A 25,443-nucleotide genomic window follows, 5' to 3' on the forward strand; every position below is an offset into this window, starting at 1 on the left:
TCTAGCGCGAGACGCCTGCGCTGCAAACCCCTGTTTTTGCGGGCAACTCAGCTGCGCGAGGCAATGCGGCCGGCAACCGGCGAGCTGGGGCTGGCCTGATAGGGCTTTTTCGGCATGCGGCCGGCAAGCCAGGCATCACGGCCGGACTCGACGGCCAGCTTCATGGCCCGTGCCATGCGCACCGGGTCCTGGGCGGCGGCAATCGCGGTATTCATCAGCACGCCGTCGCAGCCCAGCTCCATGGCGATGCAGGCATCCGATGCGGTACCGACACCGGCATCGACCAGCACCGGCACCCGGCACTCGTCGAGGATGATCTGCAGGTTCCACGGATTGAGGATGCCCATGCCGGAGCCGATCAGGCTGGCCAGCGGCATGATGGCGCAGCAGCCGATCTGCTCCAGTTCGCGGGCCACGATCGGGTCGTCCGAGGTATACACCATCACGTCAAAACCTTCGGCCACCAGCACCTCGGCGGCTTTCAGCGTTTCACGGACGTTGGGGAACAGCGTTTTCGGGTCCCCCAGCACTTCCAGCTTGACCAGCCGGTGGTCATCCAGCAGCTCGCGCGCCAGCCTCAGGGTGCGGACGGCGTCGTCGGCGCTGAAGCAGCCGGCAGTATTGGGCAGCAGGGTATAACGGTTGGCCGGCAGGGCATCGAGCAGGCTGGGCTCGTCCGGGTTCTGGCCAAGATTGACGCGCCGGATGGCGACCGTGACGATTTCGGCGCCGGAAGCGTCCAGCGCCTCGGCAGTTTGCTGAAAATCACGGTACTTGCCGGTACCGACCAGCAGGCGCGAAGCGTAGGCGCGCCCGGCGATGACCAAGGGTTCCATCTTCCACTCCAAATCACTCAACTTCAGAAATCGGCATTGCACCCGCGAAATCAGCCGCCGCCGACGGCAACCACGATCTCGATCTGGCTGCCGTCACGCAGGACAGTCGCGTCATGACGGCTGCGGGGCACCAGTTCGCCATCCACCTCGACGGCCAGCCGGCGGCCGGCCAGCGAGCGCAGCGCCAGAAGGCTGGCCACGGTCTGGGGTGCCGGCAGCGACAGGGGTTCGCCGTTGACGGTCAGGGTGAGGACAGACATGGATTCACCTGCAGGACGGGATGCAAAGTGGGCGAGTGTAGAGAGCCCTGGCGAGAAACGCTACCCGCCGGCCACCTGCCAGCCACGGGTGGCCCGCTCGACACAGGGTTCGGCCTCGATGCGCGCAAGGACGCGCTCAAGATGGGCAACCGATTCCACTTGCAGGCGGAAGCGGATCTGCACGAAGCCTTCACCGTTGGTGGCGTCCTGCATCACGCTTTCGATATTGGCTCCGGCTTCGCTGATGCCGAGGGCAATGCCGGCCAGGGCGCCGCGCTCGTCGCGGGTCATCACCGCCACCGGTACGCTGAACGAACGCGGCGACTTGATGTCCCACTCGGCTTCCAGCTGCCGGTCAGCCTCGGCCCTCTTGGCATTGGCGCAGTCCTTGCGGTGCAGCACGATGCCCTGCCCCTTGGTCAGCACGGCCACGACCGGATCACCGGGCAGCGGCGTGCAGCAGGAAGCGTACTGGATCGAGCTGCCTTCGTTGCCACGGATCACCAGCGGACCGGTGCGGGCCGGCTCGCCCAGCACCGTGCCGGACAGTTCCAGCAGGCGGGCAGCCACGGCCATGGCCTGCTGCTTGCCGGCACCGATGCTGGCCAGCACTTCGCCGGCACTGCCGTGCCGGTCTCCGGTTTCCTTCAGGTAAGCCATCCAGACGCCGTCAGACACGACAAACGGCTGGGTGGTCAACGAGTGGATCGACTGCTTGAGCAGCCGGTCGCCGAGCGAGCGCGCCTCTTCGTGGTGCAGGGTCTTGAGACTGCTGCGGATGGCCGAGCGCGCCCTGCCGCTGACGACAAAGTTGAGCCAGCTCGGATTGGGTCTGGCATGGGCCGCCGTGATGATTTCGACCGTGTCGCCGTTCTTGAGCTGGGTGCGCAGCGGTGCCAGGGCATGGTTGACCTTGGCGGCAATGCAGCGATGGCCGATGTCGGTATGCACGACATAGGCAAAATCGACCGGGGTAGCACCCTGCGGCAGCACCATGATCTTGCCCTTGGGCGTAAAGACGTAGACTTCGTCCGGGAACAGGTCGATCTTGATGTGCTCGAAAAACTCGACCGCATCGCCGGTTTCGGCCTGGATGTCGAGGATGTCCTGCAACCACTGGTGGGTGCGCTGGCGCGCCATGTCGAGCGAGGCGTCGCCGGACTTGTACATCCAGTGGCTGGCTACGCCGGATTCCGCCACCCGGTGCATGTCACGGGTACGGATCTGCACCTCGATCGGCGTTCCGTAAGGACCGAACAGGGTGGTGTGCAGGCTCTGGTAGCCATTGGACTTGGGGATGGCGATGTAGTCCTTGAACTTGCCGGGAATCGGCTTGTAGAGGCTGTGCAGCGCTCCCAGGGCGAGGTAGCAGCTGGGAATGTCGTTGACGATGACGCGGAAGGCGTAGATATCGAGCACTTCGGAAAAGCTCAGCTGCTTTTCCTGCATCTTGCGGTAGATGCTGTAGAGGTTCTTTTCCCGCCCGCGGATGCCGGCTTCGATATTGGCTTCGACCAGCTTGCGTGCAATGGCGGTGAGGATCTTGCCGACCAGCTCGCGGCGGTTGCCGCGTGCGGCCCGGACAGCCTTGGCCAGAACGGAATAGCGGTTCGGATACAGGTACTTGAAACACAGGTCTTCGAGTTCGCGGTAGACCTTGTTCAGGCCGATGCGGTTGGCCAGCGGCGTGTAGACGTCCAGTGTTTCCAGCGCGATCCGTCGTCGCTTTTCCTCGCGCATGCTGTCGAGCGTGCGCATGTTGTGCAGGCGGTCGGCCAGCTTGATGATGATGACGCGGATGTCGCGCGCCATCGCCAGCACCATCTTGCGGAAGTTTTCCGCCTGCCGGGCTTCCTTGCTCTGATATTCCAGCCGTTCGAGCTTTGACAACCCATCCACCAGCTCCGCCACCTGCTTGCCGAATTTTTCGGCCAGCGTCGCCTTGGCGACACCGGTGTCTTCCATGGTGTCGTGCAGCAGGGCAGCGGCCAGACCATGGGCGTCGAGCTTCCACTCGGTCAGTATCTGTGCGACCGACAGCGGGTGGGTGATGTAGGGCTCGCCGCTCTTGCGGGTCTGGCCGGCATGGGCGTCACGGGCAAACTCGAAAGCGGCACGGACAAACGGCAGGTCATCCGGCTTGAGATAGGTTGCAACCGTGCGCAGCAGCTCTTCGGCCTGCCCTTCCACCATGGCATCGTAATCGACGGCAGGGGGAACAGAGGCGTGATCCATGGTGGGCAGTCCGGGTTGCGTGACGGATCAGAGCATATCAGCTACGGATAGCACGTTCGAGTACCTCGCGGCCAATCTGGCCCGCTGCGATTTCGCGCAGGGCCACGACAGTCGGCTTGTCCTTGCTGCCGGCATTGCTGTCGATCAGCAGCTGGGCGCCATTGGCAATCTGGCGGGCACGGTAAGCGGCAGCCAGGGTGAGGTCGAAACGGTTGGGAATACGCTTGAGGCAATCGTCAACGGTAATGCGGGCCATGGCAGGAAATCCTTGAATGGTGATCTTGAAAAGGGAAAAACGGGTCAGCCCTGCGACTGCATGGCAGCGATCCGGCGGGCATGCCGTGTCTGCTGGCGCAGTGTACGCAGGCGCTCGGCGCGGACGATGGAGACGAGGTCCCGCACCGCTTCGTCGAGCACCTCGTTGATGACAACATAGTCAAAATTACTGACATGGTCGATCTCGCCGCGCGCTGACGCCATGCGTTTCTGGATGGTGGCTTCATCATCCTTGCCGCGGCTGCGCAGGCGGTGTTCCAGTACTTCGACCGAGGGCGGCAGGATAAAGACGCCGATGGCCTCGGGGAAGGTCTTGCGCACCTGTTCGGCACCCTGCCAGTCGATTTCCAGCAGGATGTCGCGTCCGGTGGACAACTGCTCGCGGATCCAGGTTTCGCTGGTGCCGTAGTAGTTGCCGTACACGTCGGCATGCTCGAGGAACTCGCCGCGGCCGATCATGGCCTCAAACGTGGCACGGTCGATGAAATGGTAATGCCGGCCGTGCACCTCACCCTCGCGCGGCGGGCGCGTGGTGTAGGACACGGAAAGCTGCACCTGGCGGTCAGCCGCCAGCAGGGCTGCCACCAGCGTGGTTTTGCCGGCCCCGGAGGGCGCAGTGACGATGAAGATGTTGCCGCCTTGCACTTGCATGGGAGGAACGCGGAGCGATGAAGATGAATATTTCAGGGTATCACGAAAACAAGCCACCCCGCATCTGCCGGTCCGGACAAGGTTCTGTTAAGGAATATCGCACCAAGGGCAGCTAAGTCCGTGTTTCTTCGCATACAATACGCGCCTTTTTACACGACTCTCCCCGCATCCCACGCAGAGGTTACGCCGTCATGGCTTTTCTGGAATCGTTCTTCAAGCTCAAGGAACACGGCACGTCCGTGAAAACCGAGGTGCTGGCAGGCTTCACCACCTTCCTCACCATGGCCTACATCATCTTCGTCAACCCGGCGATCCTGTCGCAGACCGGCATGGACTTCAACGCCGTGTTCGTCGCCACCTGCGTGGCAGCCGCCATCGGCACCATGGTGATGGGGCTGGTCGCCAACTACCCGATCGCGCTGGCGCCGGGCATGGGGCTCAACGCCTACTTCACCTTTGCCGTGGTCAAGGGCATGGGCGTGCCGTGGGAAACCGCGCTGGGCGCCGTGTTCATCTCCGGCGTGATCTTCGTCATCATCACCAGCCTCAAGATCCGCGAACAGATCGTCAACGCCATCCCGCATTCGCTCAAGCTGGCCATCTCGGCCGGCGTGGGCCTCTTCCTTGCCATCATCGGCCTCAAGGGTGCCGGCGTGATCACCGGCTCCGAAGCCACCATGGTCACGCTGGGCAATGTCGCCGCCCCGACCACCCTGCTCGCCGTCTTCGGCTTCTTCGTCATCGTGGCCCTCGAATACCGCAAGGTCACCGGCGCCATCATCATCGGCGTGCTGCTGGTCACCCTACTGTCGGTCCTGCTGGGCATGACCGAATTCAAGGGCGTGTTTGCCGCCCCGCCGTCCATCGAGCCGACCTTCATGAAGATGGACATCGCCAGCGCCATCAATGCCGGCCTGATCGGCGTCATCTTCATCTTCTTCTTCATCGACCTCTTCGACACCACCGGCACCCTGATCGGCGTATCGCACCGTGCCGGCCTGCTCGACAAGGACGGCAAGCTGCCGCGCCTGAAGCGCGCCCTGTTTGCCGATTCCACCGCCATCATGGCCGGCGGCGTACTGGGCACCTCCAGCGTCACCGCCTATGTCGAATCCGCAGCCGGCACCTCGGTCGGCGGCCGCACCGGCCTCACCGCCGTGGTGGTGGCCCTGCTGTTCCTTGCCGCCCTGTTCCTCAGCCCGCTGGCCGGCACCGTCCCGGCCTACGCCACCGCACCGGCCCTGTGCTACGTCGCCGTGCTGATGACCCGTGGCCTGGCCGAAATCGACTGGGACGACCTGACCGAATCCGCTCCGGCCGTCATCACCGCCGTCGGCATGCCCTTCACCTACTCGATCGCCGACGGCATCGCCTTCGGCTTCATCAGCTACGCCGTGATCAAGGTACTGGCCGGCCGCTTCCGCGACCTGTCGCCGATGGTGCTGGTCATCGCAGCCCTGTTTGCCGTCAAGTTCGCGTTCTTCCACTGAGTCGCGCCACTTCACGCACCCAAGCAAAACCGCCCGGCAGTGCCGGGCGGTTTTGTTTTTCCTGCAAGCCGGCGGCTCAGCTGCGGTTGCTGAAGCAGACGTCGGCCTTGAGTCCGGTCAGTTGCAGGGCAGTACGCGCCACCGGGTTGATGACCAGCGGAGCCACCAGATTCGCCTTGAGCGGCGCCAGCGCCGGGTGGGCGGCGGCCAGCACGTCCTTGTACACCATCACCAGCACCACGGCGTCCTCGGCCCGTTGCAGTTGCAGGGCTGCGGCCTGTTCGTCCGACAGCTCCAGCACGTAGCGCACTCCCAGGTTGGCCGGATCGGTCACGCTGAAAGTCAGGTCCGGCTGGTCCAGCGACTGCAGCCACCAGACGCGCGGCGCATTCGGTTCCACCCCGGCATCGTGACACAGCTGGAAGCGCCGGCAGCCCTCAAGCCCGGCCAGATCGGCCACAAACGTCAGGGCGCTGCGGTCGTCGAATTCGATGGTGCCAAGCAGGCTTGATTCAAAGTGCATGGAAACTCTCCCGGGTGGGTTGGACAGGTTCAGCATTCTGTCATGCCCGGCGACAAAACGTCAGCGCTGGCCGGCGTTTTCGTCGTGCCGGACGATCCCGTAGAATGGCTCGCCATGAACGACTGTCTGTATACCGCACTCGAAACCGCGCTGCGGGAAACCGATCCGGCAGCCAAATGCCGCCAGGTACAGGCGCTGGCCGCCGCCAGCCGCACGGGCCGGCTGCGGGTCCGTACCGATGCGCCGCCGGCCGTGCCCCTGCCGGCGCCCGGTGCCCCTTCGTCCCCGCGACTGATCGATCCGCGGGACGTGCCACGCCGGCGCACCAGCTCCCGCGAAGGCCGCATCGCCCTGCTGCACGCCATTGCCCATATCGAATTCAACGCCATCAACCTGGCGCTGGATGCCGCCTGGCGCTTCCGCCGGCTGCCGGATGCCTTCCGCGCCGACTGGATCCGGGTCGCCGAAGAAGAAGCCCGCCACTACCAGCTGGTGGTGGCACGCCTGGCCGACTACGGCTGCGCCTACGGCGACCTGGATGCCCATGCCGGCCTGTGGGAAATGGCGGTGAAAACCGCTCACGACCCGCTGGTGCGCATGGCGCTGGTGCCACGCCTGATGGAAGCCCGTGGCCTTGACGTCAATCCGGGCATCCAGCAGAAATTTGCCGCCGCCGGCGATACCGCCTCGGTGGCGGCGCTGGAAGTCATCCTCGCCGAAGAAGTCGGCCACGTCGCCATCGGCAACCACTGGTTCGGCGTCCTGTGCCGCCAGCGCGGACTGGAACCGCTCGCGACCTTTGTCGACCTTCTGGCCGAATACGCCATTCCGGCACCCCGGCCGCCGTTCAATCTGGCCGGGCGTCAGGCGGCCGGTTTCACGCCGGCCGAAATCGACTGGCTGACCCGTGGAGTGCCCGCATGAAATTCCTCAACTGGCTGTCGCGCCTGCCCAAACCGCTGATGCTGGCCCTGTTCATTGTCGCCACCGGCTGCTTCGGCCTTTCCGGTGCCGCGCTCGAACACCCGACCCTCGGTGCCAGCGCCGCCCTGCGCCTGGGCTGGACCGGCGTCATGGTGCTGGCCTTTGTCTGCCAAGCGCTGGCCCTGGTGGCCATGCTGGCCAAACGCCGCCGCCAGTCCGAATAAACCCCTGTTTGTACGCGGGTTTTCACTGCTTGACGTTTGCACGTCCGGCCCGGATACTCCGCGCCGCTTCCATCCCGCCAGGCTCCGCCACGGAGCCGGCCGACTCCAGACTTTTCCGCATGCGCACTCCCGAACTTCTGCTTCCCGCCGGCACGCTCGCCAAGATGCGCGCCGCCTACGATTTTGGCGCCGACGCCGTTTACGCCGGCCAGCCGCGCTACTCGCTGCGCGCCCGCAACAACGACTTCCGCCTCGACGAGCTGAAAACCGGCATCGACGAAGCACATGCGCGCGGCAAGCTGTTTTACGTGGCCAGCAACCTGCTGCCGCACAACAGCAAGGTAAAAACCTACATGGCCGACATGGAGCCGGTGATCGCCATGAAGCCGGACGCGCTGATCATGGCCGACCCCGGCCTGATCATGATGGTGCGCGAACGCTGGCCGGACGTGCCGGTGCACCTGTCGGTACAGGCCAATACGGTCAACTATATGGGGGTGAAGTTCTGGCAGAAACTGGGGGTGAGCCGCATCATCCTGTCGCGCGAGCTGTCGCTCGACGAAATCGCCGAAATCCGCCAGGAATGCCCGGACATCGAGCTGGAAGTATTCGTGCACGGCGCCCTGTGCATCGCCTATTCCGGCCGCTGCCTGCTGTCGGGCTACTTCAACCACCGTGATCCCAACCAGGGCACCTGCACCAACGCCTGCCGCTGGGACTACAAGGTACAGGACACCTGTACGGACGACGCCGGCGACGTGGTGCCGCAGCCGATCCGCCTTGACCTCAATGCCGCACTGGAAGACGCCAACCAGCGCTTTGCCGCCTGCGGCGGCGCCGAGCGCCACCCGCTGGCCGACCGCACCTACCTGATCGAGGAAGCCAGCCGTCCAGGAGAGCTGATGCCGGTCATGGAAGACGAGCACGGCACCTACATCATGAACTCCAAGGACCTGCGCGCCATCGAGCTGGTGGAAAAGCTGGTGCGGATCGGGGTGGATTCACTGAAGATCGAAGGGCGGACCAAGAGCCTGTACTACGTGGCCCGCACGGCGCAGGCCTACCGCCAGGCCATCGACGACGCCGTGGCCGGCCGGCCGTTTGACTGGAGCCTGCTGTCCCAGCTCGACAGCCTCGCCAACCGCGGCTACACGCCGGGCTTTCTGGAGCGGCACCAGACGCAGGATTACCAGAATTACCTGCACGGCCACTCCAAGGCCACCCAGAGCCAGTACGTCGGCGACGTCATCGGCATCCATGCCGACGGGCGCGCCGTCATCGAGGTGAAAAACCGCTTTGCCGTCGGCGACCGGCTGGAGCTGCTGCTGCCGGCCGGCAACCGTACGCTGACCCTCGCGGCCCTCGCCGATACCGAAGGCCGTCCGGTCGAAGTCGCGCCCGGCAACGGTCACCGGGTGCTGGCCGACCTGGGCGCCGGTGTCGACGGCGCGCTGATCTCCCGGCTGTTCTAGTCAGTCGTGCACGCCCAGTCCGTGGCCGTCGCAGGCCGCGGGGCGCGGCTCGGGCAGCGGCTCGTGCGCCAGCGCCTGCAGGATGCCGCAGTCGCGGGTGGCACTGGCGATCTGGCACTGGTGGCGCAGGCTGGCCAGTTGCTCGCGCAACGTGTTCAGGTCACGGATGCGCCGCTCGACATGCTCGATATGGGCGTCCAGCAGCACGTTGACCTGCGCGCAGTCGGCATCGGGCACGTCGCGCAGCTCCAGCAGTTCGCGGATCTCCTCGTGGGTCATGTCCAGCGCCCGGCAGTGGCGCACGAACACCAGCCGTTCCAGGTGCGCCGGGCCGTAGACCCGGTAATTGCCGTCGCTGCGTGACGGTGGCGGCAGCAGTCCGGCCTTTTCGTAGTAACGCACGGTTTCCGGCGTGCATTGCGCCGCCTGAGCCAGTTCGCCGATTTTCATGGTGGTCCCTCCTTTGCATCGCTTGACCCTATAGTAGCTCCAGGGTGTGCAATGCAGGCAAGGGAGAACACTCATGCACAACGACACACCGCTCAAGCTCCGCCCAGCGACCTCCGGCACCCCTTGTCAGGGAGGCTGCGCGTGCAGCAGCAGCGCCGCGCCTGTCCGGCCTGACCCTGCCCCCGCCGCCACTGACGGCCAGATCCTGTCGCGCTGGCGCATCGACGAAATGGACTGCCCGACCGAAGAAGGCCAGATCCGCCGGGCACTGGCCCGGCTGGACGGCGTCGGTTCCCTGTCCTTCAACCTGCTCAAGCGCGAACTGGCCGTCGCCCATGTCCCCGGACAGGACGCCGCCATCATCGACGCCATCCGCGCGCTCGGCATGACACCGCAGCCGCTGGATCAGCCCGCAGCCGCACCGGACACGGCCCGGCACTGGGGCTGGCTGGCACTGGCCATCGCACTGGCCCTGCTGGCCGAAGGGCTGCACTGGTTCGGCGCGCCGGACGCGCTCGGGGCTGCGGCAGCCGTGGCCGCCATTGCTGCCGCCGGCACCTCAACCTACCGCAAGGGCTGGATTGCCCTGCGCCATGCCGACCTCAACATCCACGCCCTGATGACGCTGGCGGTGACCGGTGCCTTTGCCATCGGCCAGTGGCCGGAAGCCGCCATGGTCATGACCCTGTTTGCACTGGCCGAACGGCTGGAGGCACGCTCGCTCAGCCGCGCCCGCGATGCCATCGGCCGCCTGCTGACCCTGACGCCCGCTACCGCCACGGTCGAACGCGAGGGACAGTGGTGCAGCGTGCCGGCAGACAGCGTCACCCCCGGCGAGCGCCTGCGCGTGGCGCCGGGTGAGCGGGTGGCACTGGACGCCCGCATCGAGGCCGGCCACAGCGCCCTGGACCAGTCCTCACTGACCGGCGAGAGCCTGCCGGTCGACAAGGAACCGGGCGACAGCGTGTTTGCCGGCAGCATCAACCAGAGCGGCGAACTGGTCTGCCGGGTGACTGCCGTGGCCGGAGACTCGACCCTGGCGCGGGTGATCCGCGCAGTGGAAGGCGCCCAGGCCGCGCGGGCACCGATCCAGCAAACGGTGGACCGTTTTGCCCGCATCTATACGCCGGTCGTGGTCGGACTGGCAGTGCTGCTGGCGCTGGTGCCGCCCCTCTTTGACGGCGGCTGGCTCGACTGGCTGTACCGGGCGCTGGTGCTGCTGGTGATCGCCTGCCCGTGCGCGCTGGTGATCGCCACGCCGGTGACCATGGTCAGCGCCCTGACCAACGCGGCCCGCCACGGCATTCTGGTGCGCGGCGGTGCGGTGCTCGACGCCGGACGCCGGCTGACCGTGATGGCGCTCGACAAGACCGGCACGCTGACCGCCGGCCGGCCGGTCGCCACCGACTTCGTGCCGCTGGCCGACGCAGGCGCCGGGGAGCTGCGCAGCATTGCCGTCGCCCTCGCCGCCCGCTCCGACCACCCGGTGTCGCGCGCCATCGCCGCGGCGGCCCGGCAGGACGGCCTGACGGCCACGGAAGCCGCCGGGCTGACGGCCCTGCCCGGTCGCGGCGTGCGCGGCGAAGTTGACGGACAGGCCTACTGGCTCGGCAACCCGCGCCTGCTGGCCGAACTGGGCGTCAGCGTCCCGGCTGCCCGCATCGAAGAGCTGGAAGCCGGTGGCAAGACGGTGGTGACGCTCAGCGACGGCCGCCAGGCGCTGGCCCTGTTTGCCGTAGCCGATCCGGTGCGGCCGGAAAGCCGCCAGGCGGTGGACGACCTGCACGCACTGGGCATCCGGACCGTCATGCTGACTGGCGACAACCCGCAGGCAGCGCGCAGCGTGGCCACCACCCTCGGCATTGATGACGTGCGCGCCGGCCTGCTGCCGGAAGACAAGCTCGCCGCCATCGAAGGCCTGATGCAGTCCGCTGGCGCCCATGCCGGCATGGTGGGCGACGGCATCAACGATGCGCCGGCGCTGGCGCGGGCGCAGGTGGGCTTTGCCATGGGCGCGGCCGGCAGCGATACCGCCATCGAAACCGCCGACGTGGCGCTGATGGACGACGATCCTCGCAAGCTGGCGCGCTTTGTCCGGCTGGCGCGTCAGGCCGGCCGGGTGCTGCGGCAGAACCTGGCGCTGGCGCTGGGCATCAAGCTGGCGTTCCTGGCCCTGACGGTGGCGGGGCTGGGCAGCATGTGGATGGCGGTGTTTGCCGACGTCGGCGCCAGCCTTTTGGTGATCGCCAACGGCCTGCGCCTGCTGCGCGCCTGAGTCATGACGTTTTTATGATGTTGGCAATCCCTGCCGGCAATCCGGACATGAGCGGCTAGACTGGAGCGACAGTCAACCATTCCGCCGGAGGCGGGTTTTCCGAGGAATTGCCAATGCAGGTCCGACTGCACTCACGCCGTTTTCTGGCCGGTTTCCGTCCCACACCGTGGGACGGGCTGGCTTTTGCACTGATCTTCGGCCTGCTGCTGCTGTTCGGCCACGGCGTGCGTGAAGCGTGGCAGCCGCTGGCCATCCTGCAGGCCGAACCGGTTTCGCTGGACCCGGCCAACCTGCCCGCCTACGCGCTCTACACCACGCTGCGGATGCTTGCAGCGCTGGCGGTGTCCTTCCTGTTCACCCTCGGGTACGCCACGCTGGCCGCACGCTCGGCCCGCGCCGGCAAGCTCATGATTCCGGCGCTGGACATCCTGCAATCCATCCCGGTGCTGGGCTACCTGTCGTTCACCGTGACGTTTTTCCTGGCGCTGTTTCCCGGCCGGATGATGGGTGCGGAATGCGCGGCCATTTTTGCCATTTTCACCAGCCAGGCCTGGAACATGGCCTTCAGCCTCTACCAGTCGCTGACCACGCTGCCGCGCGACCTTGTTGAAGTCGCGGCCAGCCTGCGCCTGACGGCCTGGCAGCGTTTCTGGAAGCTCGACCTGCCCTACGCCATGCCGGGCCTCGTGTGGAACATGATGATGAGCATGTCCGGCAGCTGGTTTTTCGTGGTGGCCTCCGAGGCGCTGGTGGTCGGCCAGCAACAGGTCATGCTGCCGGGCATCGGTTCGTATCTCGCCGTGGCCATCGATGCGCGCAACCTGGGCGCGGTCGGCTGGGTGGTGCTGACCATGCTGGTGGTCATCATCCTGTACGACCAGGTCTTGTTCCGGCCACTGGTCGCCTGGAGCGAAAAATTCAACCTGCAGGTTACGGCCGGCGTGACCGGGTCGGGCTCATGGCTGCTGACGCTGGGCGAGCGGGCGCGACTGATCCAGACGCTGCTGGTCCGCCCGGCCGGGCGGCTGCTGTCCCATGTGGCGCAGCTGCCACTCGGGCCCCGGCTGCGCTGGCAGGCAGAAGCGCCGGCCAGTAAGCCGGGCTGGCCGGACCGCCTGTGGCTGGCCGGACTGACCGCACTGGCACTGTGGGCGTTGTGGTCGGTCTGGCACTACCTGGCGCAGGCAGTGGATTTTCATGATGTCCTCGCCGTGTTCGGCCTCGGAGCCCTGACCCTGCTGCGGGTAGCGGTGCTGATCGTGCTGGCGTCACTGGTCTGGGTACCGGTGGGGGTGTGGATCGGCCTGCGGCCGCAGCTGGCAGGCCGGGTGCAGGCCATGGCCCAGTTTCTGGCGGCGTTTCCGGCCAACCTGCTGTTTCCGGCCTGCGTGGTACTGATCATCCATTTCCGGCTGGACCCGAATGTCTGGCTCAGTCCGCTGCTGATCTTCGGCACCCAGTGGTACATCCTTTTCAATGTCGTGGCCGGTGCACAGGCGTTTCCGGCCGAGTACCGCGAGGTGGCCAGCAACCTGCAGATCCGTGGCGGGCTGTGGTGGCGCAAGGTGATGCTGCCGGGCATTTTTCCCTATTTCCTGACCGGGGCACTGACGGCTTCGGGGGGCGCCTGGAACGCCAGCATCGTCGGCGAATACGTCAGCTGGGGCAATGACGTGCTGGTGGCCAGGGGACTGGGGTCGTACATCGCCGAGCACACCGCCAGCGGCCAGCACCCGCAGGTGCTGCTGGGCATTCTGGTCATGGCGGTCTACGTGGTCCTGTTCAACCGCCTGCTGTGGCGGCCGTTGCAGGAACTGGCCGAGCGTCGCCTGAGTCTGGCCTGAAAGGATGATGATGGAAAAGCATGGCGAACACCCGCTGATCATGGAACTGAGAGACGTCAGCCGCCGCTTTGCCCGTGCCGGCGAAGCCCGGGAAATCCTCGACGGCGTATCGCTGAACCTGCACGAAGGCGAGATTGTCGGCCTGCTGGGGCGCTCCGGCTCGGGCAAGTCGACACTGCTGCGCATGATTGCCGGGCTGATTCCGCCCAGCAGTGGCAGCGTGCTCTACCGCGGACAGCCGCTGGCCGGTCCGGCCGACGGGGTGGCCATGGTGTTCCAGAGTTTTGCCCTGTTTCCTTGGCTGACCGTGCAGGAAAACGTCGAAGCCGGGCTGGAAGCCCAGGGCGTGCCTGCAGCCGAACGGCGCGAGCGGGCGCGCGCGGCCATCGACCTGATCGGGCTGGACGGGTTTGAAAATGCCTATCCGCGCGAAATGTCGGGCGGCATGCGCCAGCGGGTCGGCTTTGCCCGGGCGCTGGTGGTGAACCCGGCCCTGTTGCTGATGGACGAGCCGTTTTCGGCACTGGACGTGCTGACGGCGGAAACCCTGCGCACCGACCTGATCGAGCTGTGGAACTCGGGCCAGCTGCCCATCCGCTCGATGCTGATCGTGACCCACAACATCGAGGAGGCGGTGTTCCTGTGCGACCGCATCCTGGTGCTGTCGTCGCATCCGGGGCGGATCGTGGCGGAAATCAGCGTGCCGCTGCCGCACCGGCGCGAGCGGCTTGACCCGGTGTTCCGGCGCATGGTGGACGACATTTACGCACTGATGACACACCCGCAGGCCCTGAGCGGTTCGCCACGGGCACCGTGGCGGCTCGACAGCCATCTGCCGGCGGTGCCGATCAGCCTGATGACCGGCCTGGTCGAGGCACTGGCCAATCCGCCGTATGCCGGTCGCGCCGACCTGCCTGACCTGGCAGCCCAGTTGCTGATGCCGACCGACCAGCTGTTTCTGGTGGCCGACGTGCTGGAGCAGCTGGGGCTGGTCCAGCTCAAGACCGGCGACATCATGCTGACAGCCCAGGGGCTGCGTTTTGCCGATGCCGATTCGCAGGCCCGCAAGGAGCTGTTTGCCATTCATCTGACCCAGCATGTTCCGCTGGCAGCCCGCATTTTGCAGGTACTGCACACCCGTCCCGGCCAGCGCGCCCCACGCGAGCGCTTCGTGCAGGAGCTGGAGGACCAGTTGAGCCAGGATGAAGCCGACACCACGCTTGATACGGTGATCGACTGGGGTCGCTACGCCGAAATCTTCTCGTACAACGATGCTTCCGGGCTGCTGAGCCTCGCCGATGTCGAGGGCGAGCACTAGCGGGACACCGTTCCCGGCATGGCTGCCGTCCCGGCGGCAATTGTTGCCGGAACAATGGATGCCACCGCAAATACGATAGGCATAATTTGTATGCAGGTTTAGAATTCCATGTGTTTTCCGGTATTTGCGGCGCTTTTCCTGATCAGGGGATGTTGGCATGGAACCTGCTAGAATGAGCCGCCACAGGTCATATCAAGCGGGGATGCGCATGCTCGACAAGATTGCTCGACACTTCAACTTTCAGGAAAAGGCGCTGGGCCTGCACGCGCGCCGCAACGAGGTCATCGCCTCGAACATCGCCAACGCCGATACGCCCAACTACAAGGCCGTCGATTTCGACTTTGCCAAGGCCATGAAATCGGCCCTGGCCGGCGACAGCCGTTCCAGCCTTGCCCTGTCCCAGACCGACAACCGCCATCTGGCAGGCAAGCAGACGCAGCAAGGCACGGACGGGGTGGAGGTGGAGTATCGCCAGGCAGTCCAGCCCTCCATCGACGGCAATACCGTCGACATGGATGTGGAGCGTTCGGCCTTCATGGACAATTCCTTGCGTTACCAGTCGACGCTGACCTTCCTCAACCGGCGCATCAGCGGCCTGTCTGACGCCATCAAGGGACAATAACCATGTCACTCAACCGTGTCCTCGACATCGCCGGCAGTGCCCTGACCGCACAGTCCAAGCGCCTGAACGTGGTCGCCAGCAACATTGCCAACGTCGACAGCGCTGTCGCCAGCAACGGCGAACCCTACAAGGCGCGCCGCATCGTCTTCACCCCGATTCCGGTCAGCCCGGCCGAACCCAAGGTGGCCAAGGTAGCTGTCACGGCCATCGTCGAAGACCAGTCGCCGCCACGCATGAACTACAACCCGGCCCACCCGCTGGCTGATGCCAACGGCTATGTCACCATGCCGAACATCAATCCGGTCGAAGAAATGACCGACATGATCTCTGCCTCGCGGGCCTACCAGACCAACGTCGAAATGATGAACACCACCAAGCAGCTCTTGCAAAAGACGCTGTCGATCGGCCAGAGCTAACCGCAGGACCTGAATCATGACCACAGCAGTCAATCCGACTTCCTCTACCGATGATCCGTTTGCCGGCATCAACGGAACCAACACCAAGACCAAATCCGAAGCAGACGAAATCCAGGACCGCTTCCTCAAGCTCCTGATCACCCAGCTGCAGACACAGGATCCGCTCAACCCGCTCGACAACTACCAGATGACGAGCCAGATGGCGCAGATTTCCAGTGTCCAGGGCATCGAAAAGCTCAACTCCAGCGTCAGCGCCCTGACCGAGGCGTATGCCGCCAGCCAGGCATTTGCTGCTGCCGGCATGATCGGCCATGTGTCGCTGATCGAAGGCAGCCACATGCTGCTGACCTATGCCGACGGCACCGAGGTCGACGCTGACGGCAACAAGATCAAGGTTCCGATCGCCCAGGGCGGCATCAGCCTGCCTGACGGCGCCGACGAAGTTACGATCAAGGTCTACAACAGCGACGGCGAACTGATGGACAGCGTCACCATGGGTGCCCAGCAGCCCGGTATCAGCCACTTCTCCTGGGACGGCAAGGGCAGCGACGGTGAGCCCCTGCCCGAAGGCATGTATTCGTTCAGCGTCGAAGCCAAAAAGGGCGGCAATACCGTCACGGCAAAACCACTGGGTTTTGCCCGCATCGACGCACTGACCTGGGAAAACGGCAGCCCGAAGCTGATCCTCTCCACCGGCCAGAAGATTTCGCCGTCCGACATCCGCGAACTGCTGTAAGCACACGGCACCCGCACACCAGACATACAGGCAACCAACATGGCATTCCAACACGGTCTTTCCGGCATCAACGCCGCCAGCAAGCAGCTCGACGCCATCGGCAACAACGTCGCCAACTCGTCCACGGTCGGTTTCAAGGGGTCGCGCGCCGAGTTTGCCGACATGTTCGCCGCCAACTTCTACGGCGTGGCCGCCACCCAGAACGGCATCGGCGTCAACACCACGCTGATCGCCCAGCAGTTCGGCCAAGGCAACATCACCACCACGGGCAACCAGCTTGATCTGGCGATTTCCGGTAACGGCTTCTTCGTCATGCAGAACGCCAACGGTATCTCCTACACCCGCAACGGCCAGTTCCAGATCGACCGCGAAGGCTTCATCAACAACAACGGCGACAAGTTGATGGGCTGGCAGGTGGACGACCGGACGACTCCGCCATCGGTCCAGAACGGCAACCTCGGCCCGCTCAAGATCGACAACAGCCTGCTGGAGCCACGCCCGTCCGACTATGGCGGCGAGTCCATGCGCTTCAACATCAACCTGGATTCGCGCAACAATCCGGTCGAATACAGCGCCCTGACCGAAGGTGCCAGCCTGACCGGCGTCACCACCCTGCCGGTACCGCCGGCTACAGCTGACTTCAATGCCTCGACCAAGGTCAAGTTACCGGATGGCCGCTATGTCATTACCGGCCCATCCGGCGCCACCCAAATGGGTCAGCTTTTTAATGCGGACGGCACTCCGGTCGGTGGAGCCACAGCCACTTTCTATGACAAGAAACTGGGCTGGCTTGATGCAGCCGGTGCCGTGCAGCAATACACGCCCAACGCAGCCAATCCGACCACTACCGCCGGCACCATCGCGGCGGTGAGCATCGCTTTCAATCCGTCCGACCCGGCCACCTACAACTCCAAAACCGCGCTGACGGCCTACGACAGCCTGGGCAACCCGATCCAGGTGGCGGTCTACTTCAAGAAAACCGCGGACGGACAGTGGGATGTCTACGCCACGGCCAAGCACACCGATGGCTCGGTCGTTGACCTGGGCACCGGGGCCACGGCCGCATCGCCCTACACTGCTCTCGGTACCGGCCTGGCTTTCGGACCGGATGGCAAGCTGACCAATGGCGGTCCGATTGCTGCCGCTACTTACACCCCTGCCGGTGGCGGTGCTCCGCTGGCACTGAAATTCGATTTCTCCGGTTCGACCCAGTTCGGCACCAGCTTTGCCGTCAATGAACTGGTACAGCCCGGTTATGCTTCGGCAGTCGTCAGCAACCTGCAGATCGACAAGACCGGCATCGTCTCGGCCCGCTATTCCAACGGCCAGACCAAGGTCATCGGCCAGGTGGTACTGGCCAACTTCGCCAACCAGCAGGGTCTGCAACCCATCGGCAACAACCGCTGGATGGAAACCTACAATTCGGGCAACCCGACCCTGAACGACCCGGGCAGCACCAACGTCGGCCTGATCCAGTCGCAGGCACTGGAAGACTCCAACGTCGACCTGACCGGTGAACTCGTCAACATGATCACTGCCCAGCGCTACTACCAGGCCAATGCCCAGACCATCAAGGTGCATGACCAGGTCCTGCAGTCGCTGATGCAGATGCGCTAACCGGTAGGCCAGCATGGACAAGATGCTCTACATCGCCATGAATGGCGCCAAGCACGTGGAACTGCAACAGCAGACCACGGCCAACAATCTTGCCAATGCGCATACGCCGGGATTCAAGGCCGAACTGAATGCCTTTCGCGCGTTGCCTGTGGTCGGCGACGGTACGCCCACTCGGGCGTATTCGGTCGACCACACCACCGGTCACGACGAAAGCCAAGGACCGATGATCACCACCGGCAACGACCAGGACTTCGCCGTCCGGGGCCGGGGCTGGTTTGCCGTCCAGGATCCGCAGGGCAACGAAGCCTACACCCGTGCCGGCGGCTTTGTGCTGGATGAAAACGGCATCATGCGCACCCGTGACGGCCGCGTCATCGTCGGAGAAGGCGGCCCGATCACCGTGCCGCCCAATAGCCAGGTCATGATCGGCGAAGACGGAACAGTGTCGGCAGTCCAGACCGACCAGATTCCGCGCACCGTCCAGGTCGTGGACCGCATCAAGCTGGTAGGCGGCGAACCGCGCGACCTCTTCAAGGGTGAGGACGGCCTCTTCCGGCGCCGCGACGGGCAAATCGCCGAAGCAGACGACGGCGTGCGGGTGGCTACCGGCATGCTGGAAGGCAGCAACGTCAACCCGGTCGACGCCCTGACCCAGATGATCAGTCATGGCCGGCAGTTCGAATTCAACGTCAAATTGATGCAGAATGCTGACCAGAACGCGCGAAGGGCAGACCAGCTGCTGTCCATCACCAGTTAATTCCACCGGGGTCTGATGCCCGGACTTCGAGAGGCCCATTGCCATGCTCCGCTCGCTTTACATCTCCAAAACCGGCATGGACTCCAGCCAGTTCCGGCTGGACGTGATCACCAACAACCTCGCCAACGTCAACACCACCGGCTTCAAGAAAGGCCGTGCGGTCTTTGAAGACCTGATGTACCAGACCATCCGCCAGCCGGGTGCGCAAAGTTCACAGAACACCATGCTGCCCACCGGCTTGCTGGTGGGCACCGGCGCCGCTCCGGTGGCCGTTGACCGGCAGTTTTCGCCCGGCAACCTGCAACAGACCAACAATGCGCTGGACATGGCCATCAACGGCCGCGGTTTTTTCACCATCCAGATGCCTGACGGCACGATCGGCTATACCCGCGACGGCACGTTCAAGCTGGACGACCAGGGCCAGCTGGTAACCAGCCAGGGTTTTCTGGTTGATCCGCAGATCACCGTGCCGCAGGGCGCCAAAAGCATTTCCGTCTCCAAGGACGGCATCGTGTCCGTCGTACTACCCGGACAAACCCAGCCGCAACAGATTGGCCAGATGCAGCTGGCTGATTTCATCAATCCGCAGGGGCTGGAACCGATCGGTGGCAACCTGTACCTCGAAACCGCAGCCAGTGGTGCGCCAACCGTCGCCAACCCCACCAATGACGGCACCGGTGCCATCCAGCAAACCTTTCTGGAGGCCTCGAACGTCAACGTGACCGAAGAGCTGGTCGAGATGATCCAGGCCCAGCGTGCCTACGAACTCAACTCGCGCGGCATCAAGACCAGCGATGACATGCTGGCCCGCCTGTCGCAGCTGTAATCTTCCCATCCAGGCGGATGACTCTCCTTGACCGGGAGTTGTCCGCGCAGCTTTTCATGGTTACCTGATGCGCATCCTGTCCAGTCTTTGTGTCGCCATGGCCAGCCTGCTGCTGGCCGCATGCAGCATGGTGCCTCCCACCAGCATCGTGCAGCAGCCGCTGACGGCCCGCCCGCAGCCGCAGGCCATGTCCCGCCCGAGCAACGGCGCCATCTTCCAGACGGCCGGCGTACGGCCACTGTACGAAGAGGCCCTGCCTCGCATGATCGGCGACACCCTGACCGTCGTGATCGAGGAAAAAACCACCACCAGCGCCCAAGAATCTACCAACGGCAGCAAGAATGCCAAGGCCGACATCGGCCTGCCCGGCATCAACCTGCCGTTTACCAACAAGGACCTCGGCCCCTTCACTGGGACAGCCAGTGCCAGTGCCTCGGCCTCCGGCAGCGGCAAGGCAGCAGCCTCGTCCAGCTTCCTCGCCACCCTGACCACAACGGTCATTGACGTCCTGCCCAACGGCAACCTGATGGTCAGTGGTGAAAAGCAGGTCCGCATCAATGGCGAGCTGGAATACATCCGCCTCTCCGGCATCGTCAATCCGCGCGACATCAAGCCGTATTCGCGTGACAAGGGTCTTCAGCAAGGGTATTACGTCTCTTCAACCCGGCTCGCGGACGCCCGCATCGAACAGCAGGGCGAAGGCAACAACAACCGCTTTGCCCAGCCCGGCTGGCTGACCCGCTTCTTCATGACCATTTCACCGTTCTGACCATGACCGTATTGCGTCCCGCCATTCTTGCCCTGTCCCTGCTCTGCGGAGGACTGTCTGCGCCGGTCTTGGCCGAACGCCTTGCTGACCTGGCCAATATCGGTGGCGTGCGCGTCAACCAGCTGGTGGGTTACGGTCTGGTCGTGGGGCTTGACGGCACCGGCGACAAAGCCAACTCGTCGCCGTTCATGCGCCAGTCGATGATCAACATGCTCAACCAGATGGGCATCATGGTGCCGCCGGACCAGAAGCTCGATCCGAAGAACGCGGCTGCGGTAATGGTCACGGCGGTCTTGCCGCCTTTTGCCTCACCCGGCCAGCAGATCGACGTTGTGGTCAGCGCACTGGGAGACGCCAAGAGCCTGCGCGGCGGCACGCTGCTGATGACCCAGCTCAAGGGTGCAGATGGCCAGACCTACGGCATTGCCCAGGGCAACCTGGTCGTCGGCGGAGCCGGTGCTTCGGCCGGTGGCTCCAGCGCCAAGATCAACCAGCTCAACGGTGCCCGCATTCCCGCCGGTGCCACGGTGGAACGTGCCGTCCCCACCGCAGTCGGCGACGGCGACGTGATCGTGCTGGAACTCAAGCAGGCCAGCTTTACCAACGCCGCCCGCACCGTCAACGCCATCAACTCCAGCATGGGCTCGATTGCCCGCGCCATGGACGGCAGCCGCATCGAAGTGCGTGCGCCCATGGACCCGAATGCCCGCGTGGCCTTTTTGTCCCGGCTGGAAAACCTCAATGTTTCGACCCCTGCCCCGCTGCCGCGCGTGGTGATCAACGCCCGCACCGGCTCGGTGGTCATGAACCAGACCGTCACGGTCGAGCCATGCGCCGTCGCCCACGGCAACCTGACCGTCACCGTCCAGTCGACACCGGTGGTCAGCCAGCCCAACGCCTTCAGCCAGGGGCAGACTGTTGCCGGCCAGCAGGCCGACATCAGCATCAACCAGCAGGGCGGCCGGTTGATCAACGTGCCGCGAGGCAGCAATCTCAACGAAATCGTCCGCGCCCTGAATGCGGTCGGCGCCACCCCGCAGGATCTGTTGTCGATCCTGACGGCCATGAAGGCAGCCGGCGCACTCAAGGCTGAACTGGAGGTGATCTGATGAGCCAGATTCCCGGATCCGCTGCCGGCATGCCCTTCGGCAACGACGGCGGCCTTGCCTACGATGTCCAGCGGCTGGATTCACTCAAGCTCGCCGCCAAGACCGATCCCAAAACCTCGGCCCGTCAGGTGGCCCGCGAGTTTGAAGCCCTGTTCCTGCAACAGCTGATGAAAAGCATGCAGGCCACCCGCTTTGACGACGAAGAAGATTCCGCTAGCCTGCAAACCTTCAAGGGTCTGCAAACCGAGCAGATGGCCAAAAACCTGGCCGGCGGACGCGGCATGGGACTGGGCGAAGCACTGTACCAGCAGATCCTCAAGCAGTCCGGTCTGGGCGACGACGGCAGCAATCCGCTGGCGACCGGTGGCAATGCCGTTCCCCTTGCGCTCAACCCGCGCGTCCGCGCCCAGCTGGAGCAGGCCCGGCGCGCCAGTGACGACTACGAACCCATGCGCGCGCTGGATGCGCTGGATTCGCCCATGGCGGCCCCCAAGGGACGCGAAGGCTTTGTTTCCGACATCGCTCCGCATGCCCGCCAGGCAGCCGCCCAGCTCGGCGTGTCCCCTCACCTCGTCGTGGCTCACGCCGCACTGGAATCCGGCTGGGGCAAGCGCAACATCCGTCACCGTGACGGCTCGGACAGCTACAACCTGTTCGGCATCAAGGCCGGCAAGGAGTGGACCGGCAAGACGGCCGATGTCCTGACCACCGAGTACGTCAACGGCAAGGCCGTCAAGAAGGTCGAACGCTTCAGGGCCTACGACAACTACGGCGAGGCGTTTGCCGACTATGCACGTCTGCTGTCCAACAACAACCGCTACGCCGGCGCCCTCAATACCGGCAGCAATGCACTGGCGTTTGCCCGTGGACTGGCCCGTGGCGGCTACGCAACCGACCCGGCCTATGCCGAAAAACTGGCATCGGTGGCCCAGCGCACCAGCGCCTGAGCCGGAACGGTCAAGTTGATCGTCCTGTAGCCGATAAAACCCTTAATCCCTTACCTGTTTGCCCGCCATGAGTCTTCTGAATATCGGCGTGACCGGCTTGAATGCAGCCCGAGCCGCCCTGACCACGACCTCGCAGAACGTCAGCAACGTCAATACGGCGGGCTATCATCGCAAGGCCGTCAACCAGTCTGCCCTGTATTACGGGCCGGGCCAGTTCGGCAATACCGGCAACGGGGTCCGGGTAGACGACATCTACCGGGTATACGACAGCTATCTCGACAAGGCTGTCCAGACTGCCACCTCGTCAAGCAAATACTACGACACGCAGTACGCCTACCTCGACCAGCTCGACCAGATCATCTCCAGTTCGACTACGGGTCTGGCCCCGCGCATGCAGGACCTGTTCACGTCCATCCAGTCCCTGTCGAGCGATCCGTCATCCATCCCGGCCCGCCAGGCCATGATCGACAAGGCCGCTGCACTGGTAAACACCTTCAAGTCGGTGGACATCCGGCATGAAGACCTGCGCACCGGCATCAATACCGAAATCCGCTCGGGCGTCACCTCGATCAACGGGCTGGCCAAGCAGATCGCCACCCTCAACGACCAGATTGCCAAGCTCTGGCAAGGGGGCTCCAATCCGCCCAACGACCTCTTGGACCAACGTGACCAGGCACTGACCGAACTCAACAAGTACATCGGTGCCACCTCGGTCCCGCTGGACGATGGCACCATCAACGTTTTCATGGGTAACGGCCAGTCGCTGGTTCTGGGTGCCCAGACATTCGAGCTGGAAGCCATCCAGAGCAAGGCCGATGCCAGCGAACTCACGGTCGGCTACAAAGGGACCGGCATCGAACTGCCCAAAACCCTGCTGACCGGCGGCTCGCTGGGCGGTGCGCTGGAAATGCGCGACACCCTCAACAAGAGCCAGCAGCAGCTCGGTGCCATTGCCGTCTCCCTGGTTTCGAGCTTCAACGCCCAGCACCAGCAGGGCGTGGACCGCAACGGCAATCCCGGCAAGGAATTTTTCGGGCTGGACTTCAACTTCCCGGAATTCAACACCGCATTCAACGTTGCCAGCGGCCAGAATCCCGGTGCACCGGTCACGCATCCGGTCAATCTCCAGAACCTGACGCCGGAACAGACCGAAGTCGTCAACCGTTTTGCCCTGCGGGCCCTGTCACAGAAAGTGACCAAGCCGGAAGAAATCGCTGCAGCCTCCGGATATATCTATCAGGCTGGCGCGACCAATACCGGTGACGGCAAGGTCAGTTCCTATTCCGGCCTCGCCGGCATGCGCGCAGACCTGGCCACCGCACTTGGCACGGCACCCGGCATTACCGTTACGTCCGATGGCGCCGGCAACTTCACCCTGGCCGGAGCCGGCCTGACCACGCCGCCTTACAGCATCATTCCGGCACCCGGCACCACGGGCGGCTACAAGGTGGTCCACACTTCGCCGACCGGCCAGCAGACCGATGCCGGTTTCGAATTCACCATGACCGGTACTCCGGCTGCCGGTGACCAGTTCCAGTTCCGCCAGCGTCTGCCGACCGATCCGTTCACCGAAACCGGTGACAACTCCAACCTGACCCAGCTGGCCAAACTGCAAACAGCCGAAGTGGTGGATGTCGGCGGCGGCAAGACCACCCTGCAGGGTGCCTACGGACAACTGGCCACCATGGTCGGCAGCAAGACCAATGAAGTGAAGGTCATGAAGGACGCCCAGACCGCCATCCTCAAGGAGGCCATGGTCTCCCGCGAAAACGTCTCCGGGGTCAATCTGGATGAAGAAGCTGCCAACCTGCTCAAGTACCAGCAGGCCTACCAGGCCTCCAGCAAGGTGGTACAGATTGCCGGCAGCCTCTTCGACAGCATCCTCCAGGCCATCGGTTAAGGAAAAGCCATGCGCATCAGCACCAACAGTACCTTCCTGCAAGGCTCCTACGGCGTCAGCATCCAGCAGAGCCTGATGAGCCAGCTCAACGTCCAGCTCTCCACCCTCAAGCGTGTCAACACACCGTCAGACGACCCGGTAGCCGCAGCCCGTATTCTGGATATTTCACAGTCGGATGCCCGCAACAGCCAGTTCATCAACAATACGAAGGCGGCCGAATCGGCCCTGGAATTTTCAGAAACCTCTCTGGACCGCATTTCCAACATCATCATCCAGATGAAAGAAATGTCGGTACAAGCCGGTAATGGCGCAGCCAGCGACGAAAACCTCAAGCAAATGAGCAAGGTTTTCAAAGCGAGCTTGGAGGAAATGGTCGCAGTAGCCAACTCCACGGATGCCAGTGGAAAATACGTGTTCTCAGGTACCAGTTCGGATACACCTGCGTACACCATGACTGGTAACTGGCCTGTGGTCACGATTACATACGGAGGTAACGACGGACAGAAAAGCCTGGCCATCTCCGATACCCGCAGCATTGCCATTTCCGAGCCGGGTTCGTCCATATTTGGCGAAGGCAGTGCGGACGCTGGCAGCCTTTTTGAAACCATGAGCCGGATGGCAGCATTACTTGAAAACGGTCGTACGGGTACTTATCCGGCAGGCAGCTATGAACAGGAACTGACCGCCATCCAGGGCGGGCTGGAAAGCGGGTTGCAGTCCGTATTGACCGGGCAAGCCTCCGTCGGCTCCCGCCGACTCGAAGCCCAGAATGCCGGCAATCTGGGCGAAGACCTGTCGCTGGTCTACGCCAAGACCCGCAGCAATCTGGAAGACCTTGACGTCCCCAAGGCAGCCAGCGATCTCGCCATGGCCCAGATGGCCCTGCAAGCCTCGCAACTGTCGTTCAGCAAGGTCCAGGGCATGTCCCTGTTCAACTACATCTGAGCATTGCCCGTACGAAAAAGC

Annotated in this window: 25 protein-coding genes; 18 read left to right on the top strand and 7 right to left on the bottom strand. The window is 64.1% G+C overall.

Translation table 11 applies throughout. From position 1 onward, the window contains the following. Window positions 1-47: 47 nt before the first annotated feature. Genes G542_RS0107425 through gmk form a run of 5 tightly spaced genes read right to left on the bottom strand, consistent with a single transcriptional unit; the run spans window position 48 to window position 4,258 of the window. On the bottom strand, window positions 48-836 hold the full coding sequence (locus G542_RS0107425) for a thiazole synthase (RefSeq protein ID WP_012695947.1): 789 nt from the start codon (window positions 834-836) through the stop codon (window positions 48-50). Between the two features lie 50 nt (window positions 837-886). Next, window positions 887-1,096 carry a sulfur carrier protein ThiS gene (thiS, locus tag G542_RS0107430; RefSeq protein ID WP_012695946.1) on the bottom strand — a complete coding sequence of 70 codons (210 nt, stop codon included), beginning with the start codon at window positions 1,094-1,096 and terminating at the stop codon, window positions 887-889. Between the two features lie 60 nt (window positions 1,097-1,156). Beyond that, window positions 1,157-3,331 (bottom strand): RelA/SpoT family protein, encoded by a 2,175-nt coding sequence (locus G542_RS0107435; protein WP_027823792.1) that lies wholly within the window; start codon window positions 3,329-3,331, stop codon window positions 1,157-1,159. A gap of 37 nt (window positions 3,332-3,368) precedes the next feature. Beyond that, window positions 3,369-3,587, bottom strand: a complete 219-nt coding sequence (gene rpoZ / locus G542_RS0107440; protein ID WP_012695944.1) for a DNA-directed RNA polymerase subunit omega — start codon at window positions 3,585-3,587, stop codon at window positions 3,369-3,371. A gap of 44 nt (window positions 3,588-3,631) precedes the next feature. After that, entirely contained in the window at window positions 3,632-4,258 is a 627-nt protein-coding gene (gene gmk / locus G542_RS0107445; RefSeq protein WP_012695943.1) for a guanylate kinase, read from the bottom strand. A gap of 191 nt (window positions 4,259-4,449) precedes the next feature. On the opposite strand from gmk, the gene G542_RS0107450 reads away from it, so the two are divergent. Then, window positions 4,450-5,748, top strand: coding sequence for an NCS2 family permease (locus tag G542_RS0107450; protein ID WP_012695942.1), 1,299 nt, complete (start codon window positions 4,450-4,452; stop codon window positions 5,746-5,748). A 76-nt stretch (window positions 5,749-5,824) separates the two neighbouring features. Here G542_RS0107450 and fliW read toward each other — a convergent pair whose 3' ends face one another. Further along, complete coding sequence (fliW, locus tag G542_RS0107455; protein ID WP_012695941.1) at window positions 5,825-6,271, bottom strand: flagellar assembly protein FliW; 447 nt, start codon at window positions 6,269-6,271, stop codon at window positions 5,825-5,827. A gap of 114 nt (window positions 6,272-6,385) precedes the next feature. On the opposite strand from fliW, the gene G542_RS0107460 reads away from it, so the two are divergent. The 3 genes from G542_RS0107460 to trhP all read left to right on the top strand — a co-directional run bounded on the left by G542_RS0107460 (window position 6,386) and on the right by trhP (window position 8,891). Then, a complete protein-coding gene (locus G542_RS0107460; protein ID WP_027823793.1) occupies window positions 6,386-7,195 on the top strand; it encodes a ferritin-like domain-containing protein in 810 nt (269 codons plus the stop codon). Then, window positions 7,192-7,419, top strand: a complete 228-nt coding sequence (locus G542_RS0107465; RefSeq protein ID WP_027823794.1) for a hypothetical protein — start codon at window positions 7,192-7,194, stop codon at window positions 7,417-7,419. The genes G542_RS0107460 and G542_RS0107465 overlap by 4 nt, the downstream gene beginning before the upstream one ends. Before the next feature lie 119 nt (window positions 7,420-7,538). Further along, window positions 7,539-8,891: a prephenate-dependent tRNA uridine(34) hydroxylase TrhP gene (gene trhP / locus G542_RS0107470; protein WP_027823795.1), complete on the top strand. Its 1,353-nt coding sequence runs from the start codon at window positions 7,539-7,541 to the stop codon at window positions 8,889-8,891. Here the strand turns inward: trhP and cadR are convergent, their stop codons facing one another. Then, window positions 8,892-9,341 (bottom strand): Cd(II)/Pb(II)-responsive transcriptional regulator, encoded by a 450-nt coding sequence (gene cadR, locus G542_RS0107475; protein ID WP_012695937.1) that lies wholly within the window; start codon window positions 9,339-9,341, stop codon window positions 8,892-8,894. A 73-nt stretch (window positions 9,342-9,414) separates the two neighbouring features. On the opposite strand from cadR, the gene G542_RS0107480 reads away from it, so the two are divergent. The 14 genes from G542_RS0107480 (at window position 9,415) to flgL (ending at window position 25,422) form a co-directional block, all read left to right on the top strand. Continuing rightward, a complete protein-coding gene (locus G542_RS0107480) occupies window positions 9,415-11,616 on the top strand; it encodes a heavy metal translocating P-type ATPase (protein ID WP_081666787.1) in 2,202 nt (733 codons plus the stop codon). A gap of 113 nt (window positions 11,617-11,729) precedes the next feature. Next, window positions 11,730-13,460 carry an ABC transporter permease gene (locus tag G542_RS0107485; RefSeq protein WP_027823797.1) on the top strand — a complete coding sequence of 577 codons (1,731 nt, stop codon included), beginning with the start codon at window positions 11,730-11,732 and terminating at the stop codon, window positions 13,458-13,460. A gap of 4 nt (window positions 13,461-13,464) precedes the next feature. Continuing rightward, window positions 13,465-14,778: an ABC transporter ATP-binding protein gene (locus tag G542_RS0107490; RefSeq protein ID WP_211218802.1), complete on the top strand. Its 1,314-nt coding sequence runs from the start codon at window positions 13,465-13,467 to the stop codon at window positions 14,776-14,778. 208 nt (window positions 14,779-14,986) lie between these two features. Next, complete coding sequence (gene flgB / locus G542_RS0107495; protein WP_027823798.1) at window positions 14,987-15,400, top strand: flagellar basal body rod protein FlgB; 414 nt, start codon at window positions 14,987-14,989, stop codon at window positions 15,398-15,400. Window positions 15,401-15,402: 2 nt separating this feature from the next. Further along, window positions 15,403-15,816 carry a flagellar basal body rod protein FlgC gene (gene flgC, locus G542_RS0107500; RefSeq protein WP_012695932.1) on the top strand — a complete coding sequence of 138 codons (414 nt, stop codon included), beginning with the start codon at window positions 15,403-15,405 and terminating at the stop codon, window positions 15,814-15,816. 16 nt (window positions 15,817-15,832) lie between these two features. Further along, window positions 15,833-16,552, top strand: a complete 720-nt coding sequence (locus tag G542_RS16275; protein WP_051189967.1) for a flagellar hook assembly protein FlgD — start codon at window positions 15,833-15,835, stop codon at window positions 16,550-16,552. Between the two features lie 39 nt (window positions 16,553-16,591). Next, window positions 16,592-18,169 (top strand): flagellar hook protein FlgE, encoded by a 1,578-nt coding sequence (locus G542_RS0107510; protein ID WP_027823799.1) that lies wholly within the window; start codon window positions 16,592-16,594, stop codon window positions 18,167-18,169. Between the two features lie 13 nt (window positions 18,170-18,182). Beyond that, window positions 18,183-18,926 (top strand): flagellar basal-body rod protein FlgF, encoded by a 744-nt coding sequence (flgF, locus tag G542_RS0107515; RefSeq protein ID WP_012695929.1) that lies wholly within the window; start codon window positions 18,183-18,185, stop codon window positions 18,924-18,926. A 43-nt stretch (window positions 18,927-18,969) separates the two neighbouring features. Further along, a complete protein-coding gene (gene flgG, locus G542_RS0107520; RefSeq protein ID WP_012695928.1) occupies window positions 18,970-19,752 on the top strand; it encodes a flagellar basal-body rod protein FlgG in 783 nt (260 codons plus the stop codon). A gap of 67 nt (window positions 19,753-19,819) precedes the next feature. Next, window positions 19,820-20,521, top strand: coding sequence for a flagellar basal body L-ring protein FlgH (locus G542_RS0107525; protein WP_012695927.1), 702 nt, complete (start codon window positions 19,820-19,822; stop codon window positions 20,519-20,521). Between the two features lie 2 nt (window positions 20,522-20,523). Then, window positions 20,524-21,630, top strand: coding sequence for a flagellar basal body P-ring protein FlgI (locus tag G542_RS0107530; protein ID WP_034985279.1), 1,107 nt, complete (start codon window positions 20,524-20,526; stop codon window positions 21,628-21,630). After that, window positions 21,630-22,577: a flagellar assembly peptidoglycan hydrolase FlgJ gene (gene flgJ, locus G542_RS0107535; RefSeq protein WP_012695925.1), complete on the top strand. Its 948-nt coding sequence runs from the start codon at window positions 21,630-21,632 to the stop codon at window positions 22,575-22,577. Before G542_RS0107530 ends, flgJ begins: the two co-directional genes overlap by 1 nt. Before the next feature lie 67 nt (window positions 22,578-22,644). Continuing rightward, a complete protein-coding gene (gene flgK / locus G542_RS0107540; protein ID WP_012695924.1) occupies window positions 22,645-24,477 on the top strand; it encodes a flagellar hook-associated protein FlgK in 1,833 nt (610 codons plus the stop codon). 9 nt (window positions 24,478-24,486) lie between these two features. Beyond that, window positions 24,487-25,422, top strand: coding sequence for a flagellar hook-associated protein FlgL (gene flgL, locus G542_RS0107545; protein WP_012695923.1), 936 nt, complete (start codon window positions 24,487-24,489; stop codon window positions 25,420-25,422). Window positions 25,423-25,443: the final 21 nt, after the last annotated feature.

Origin of the sequence: Laribacter hongkongensis DSM 14985 (assembly GCF_000423285.1) — a bacterium.
GTDB classification, from domain to species: Bacteria; Pseudomonadota; Gammaproteobacteria; order Burkholderiales; family Aquaspirillaceae; genus Laribacter; species Laribacter hongkongensis.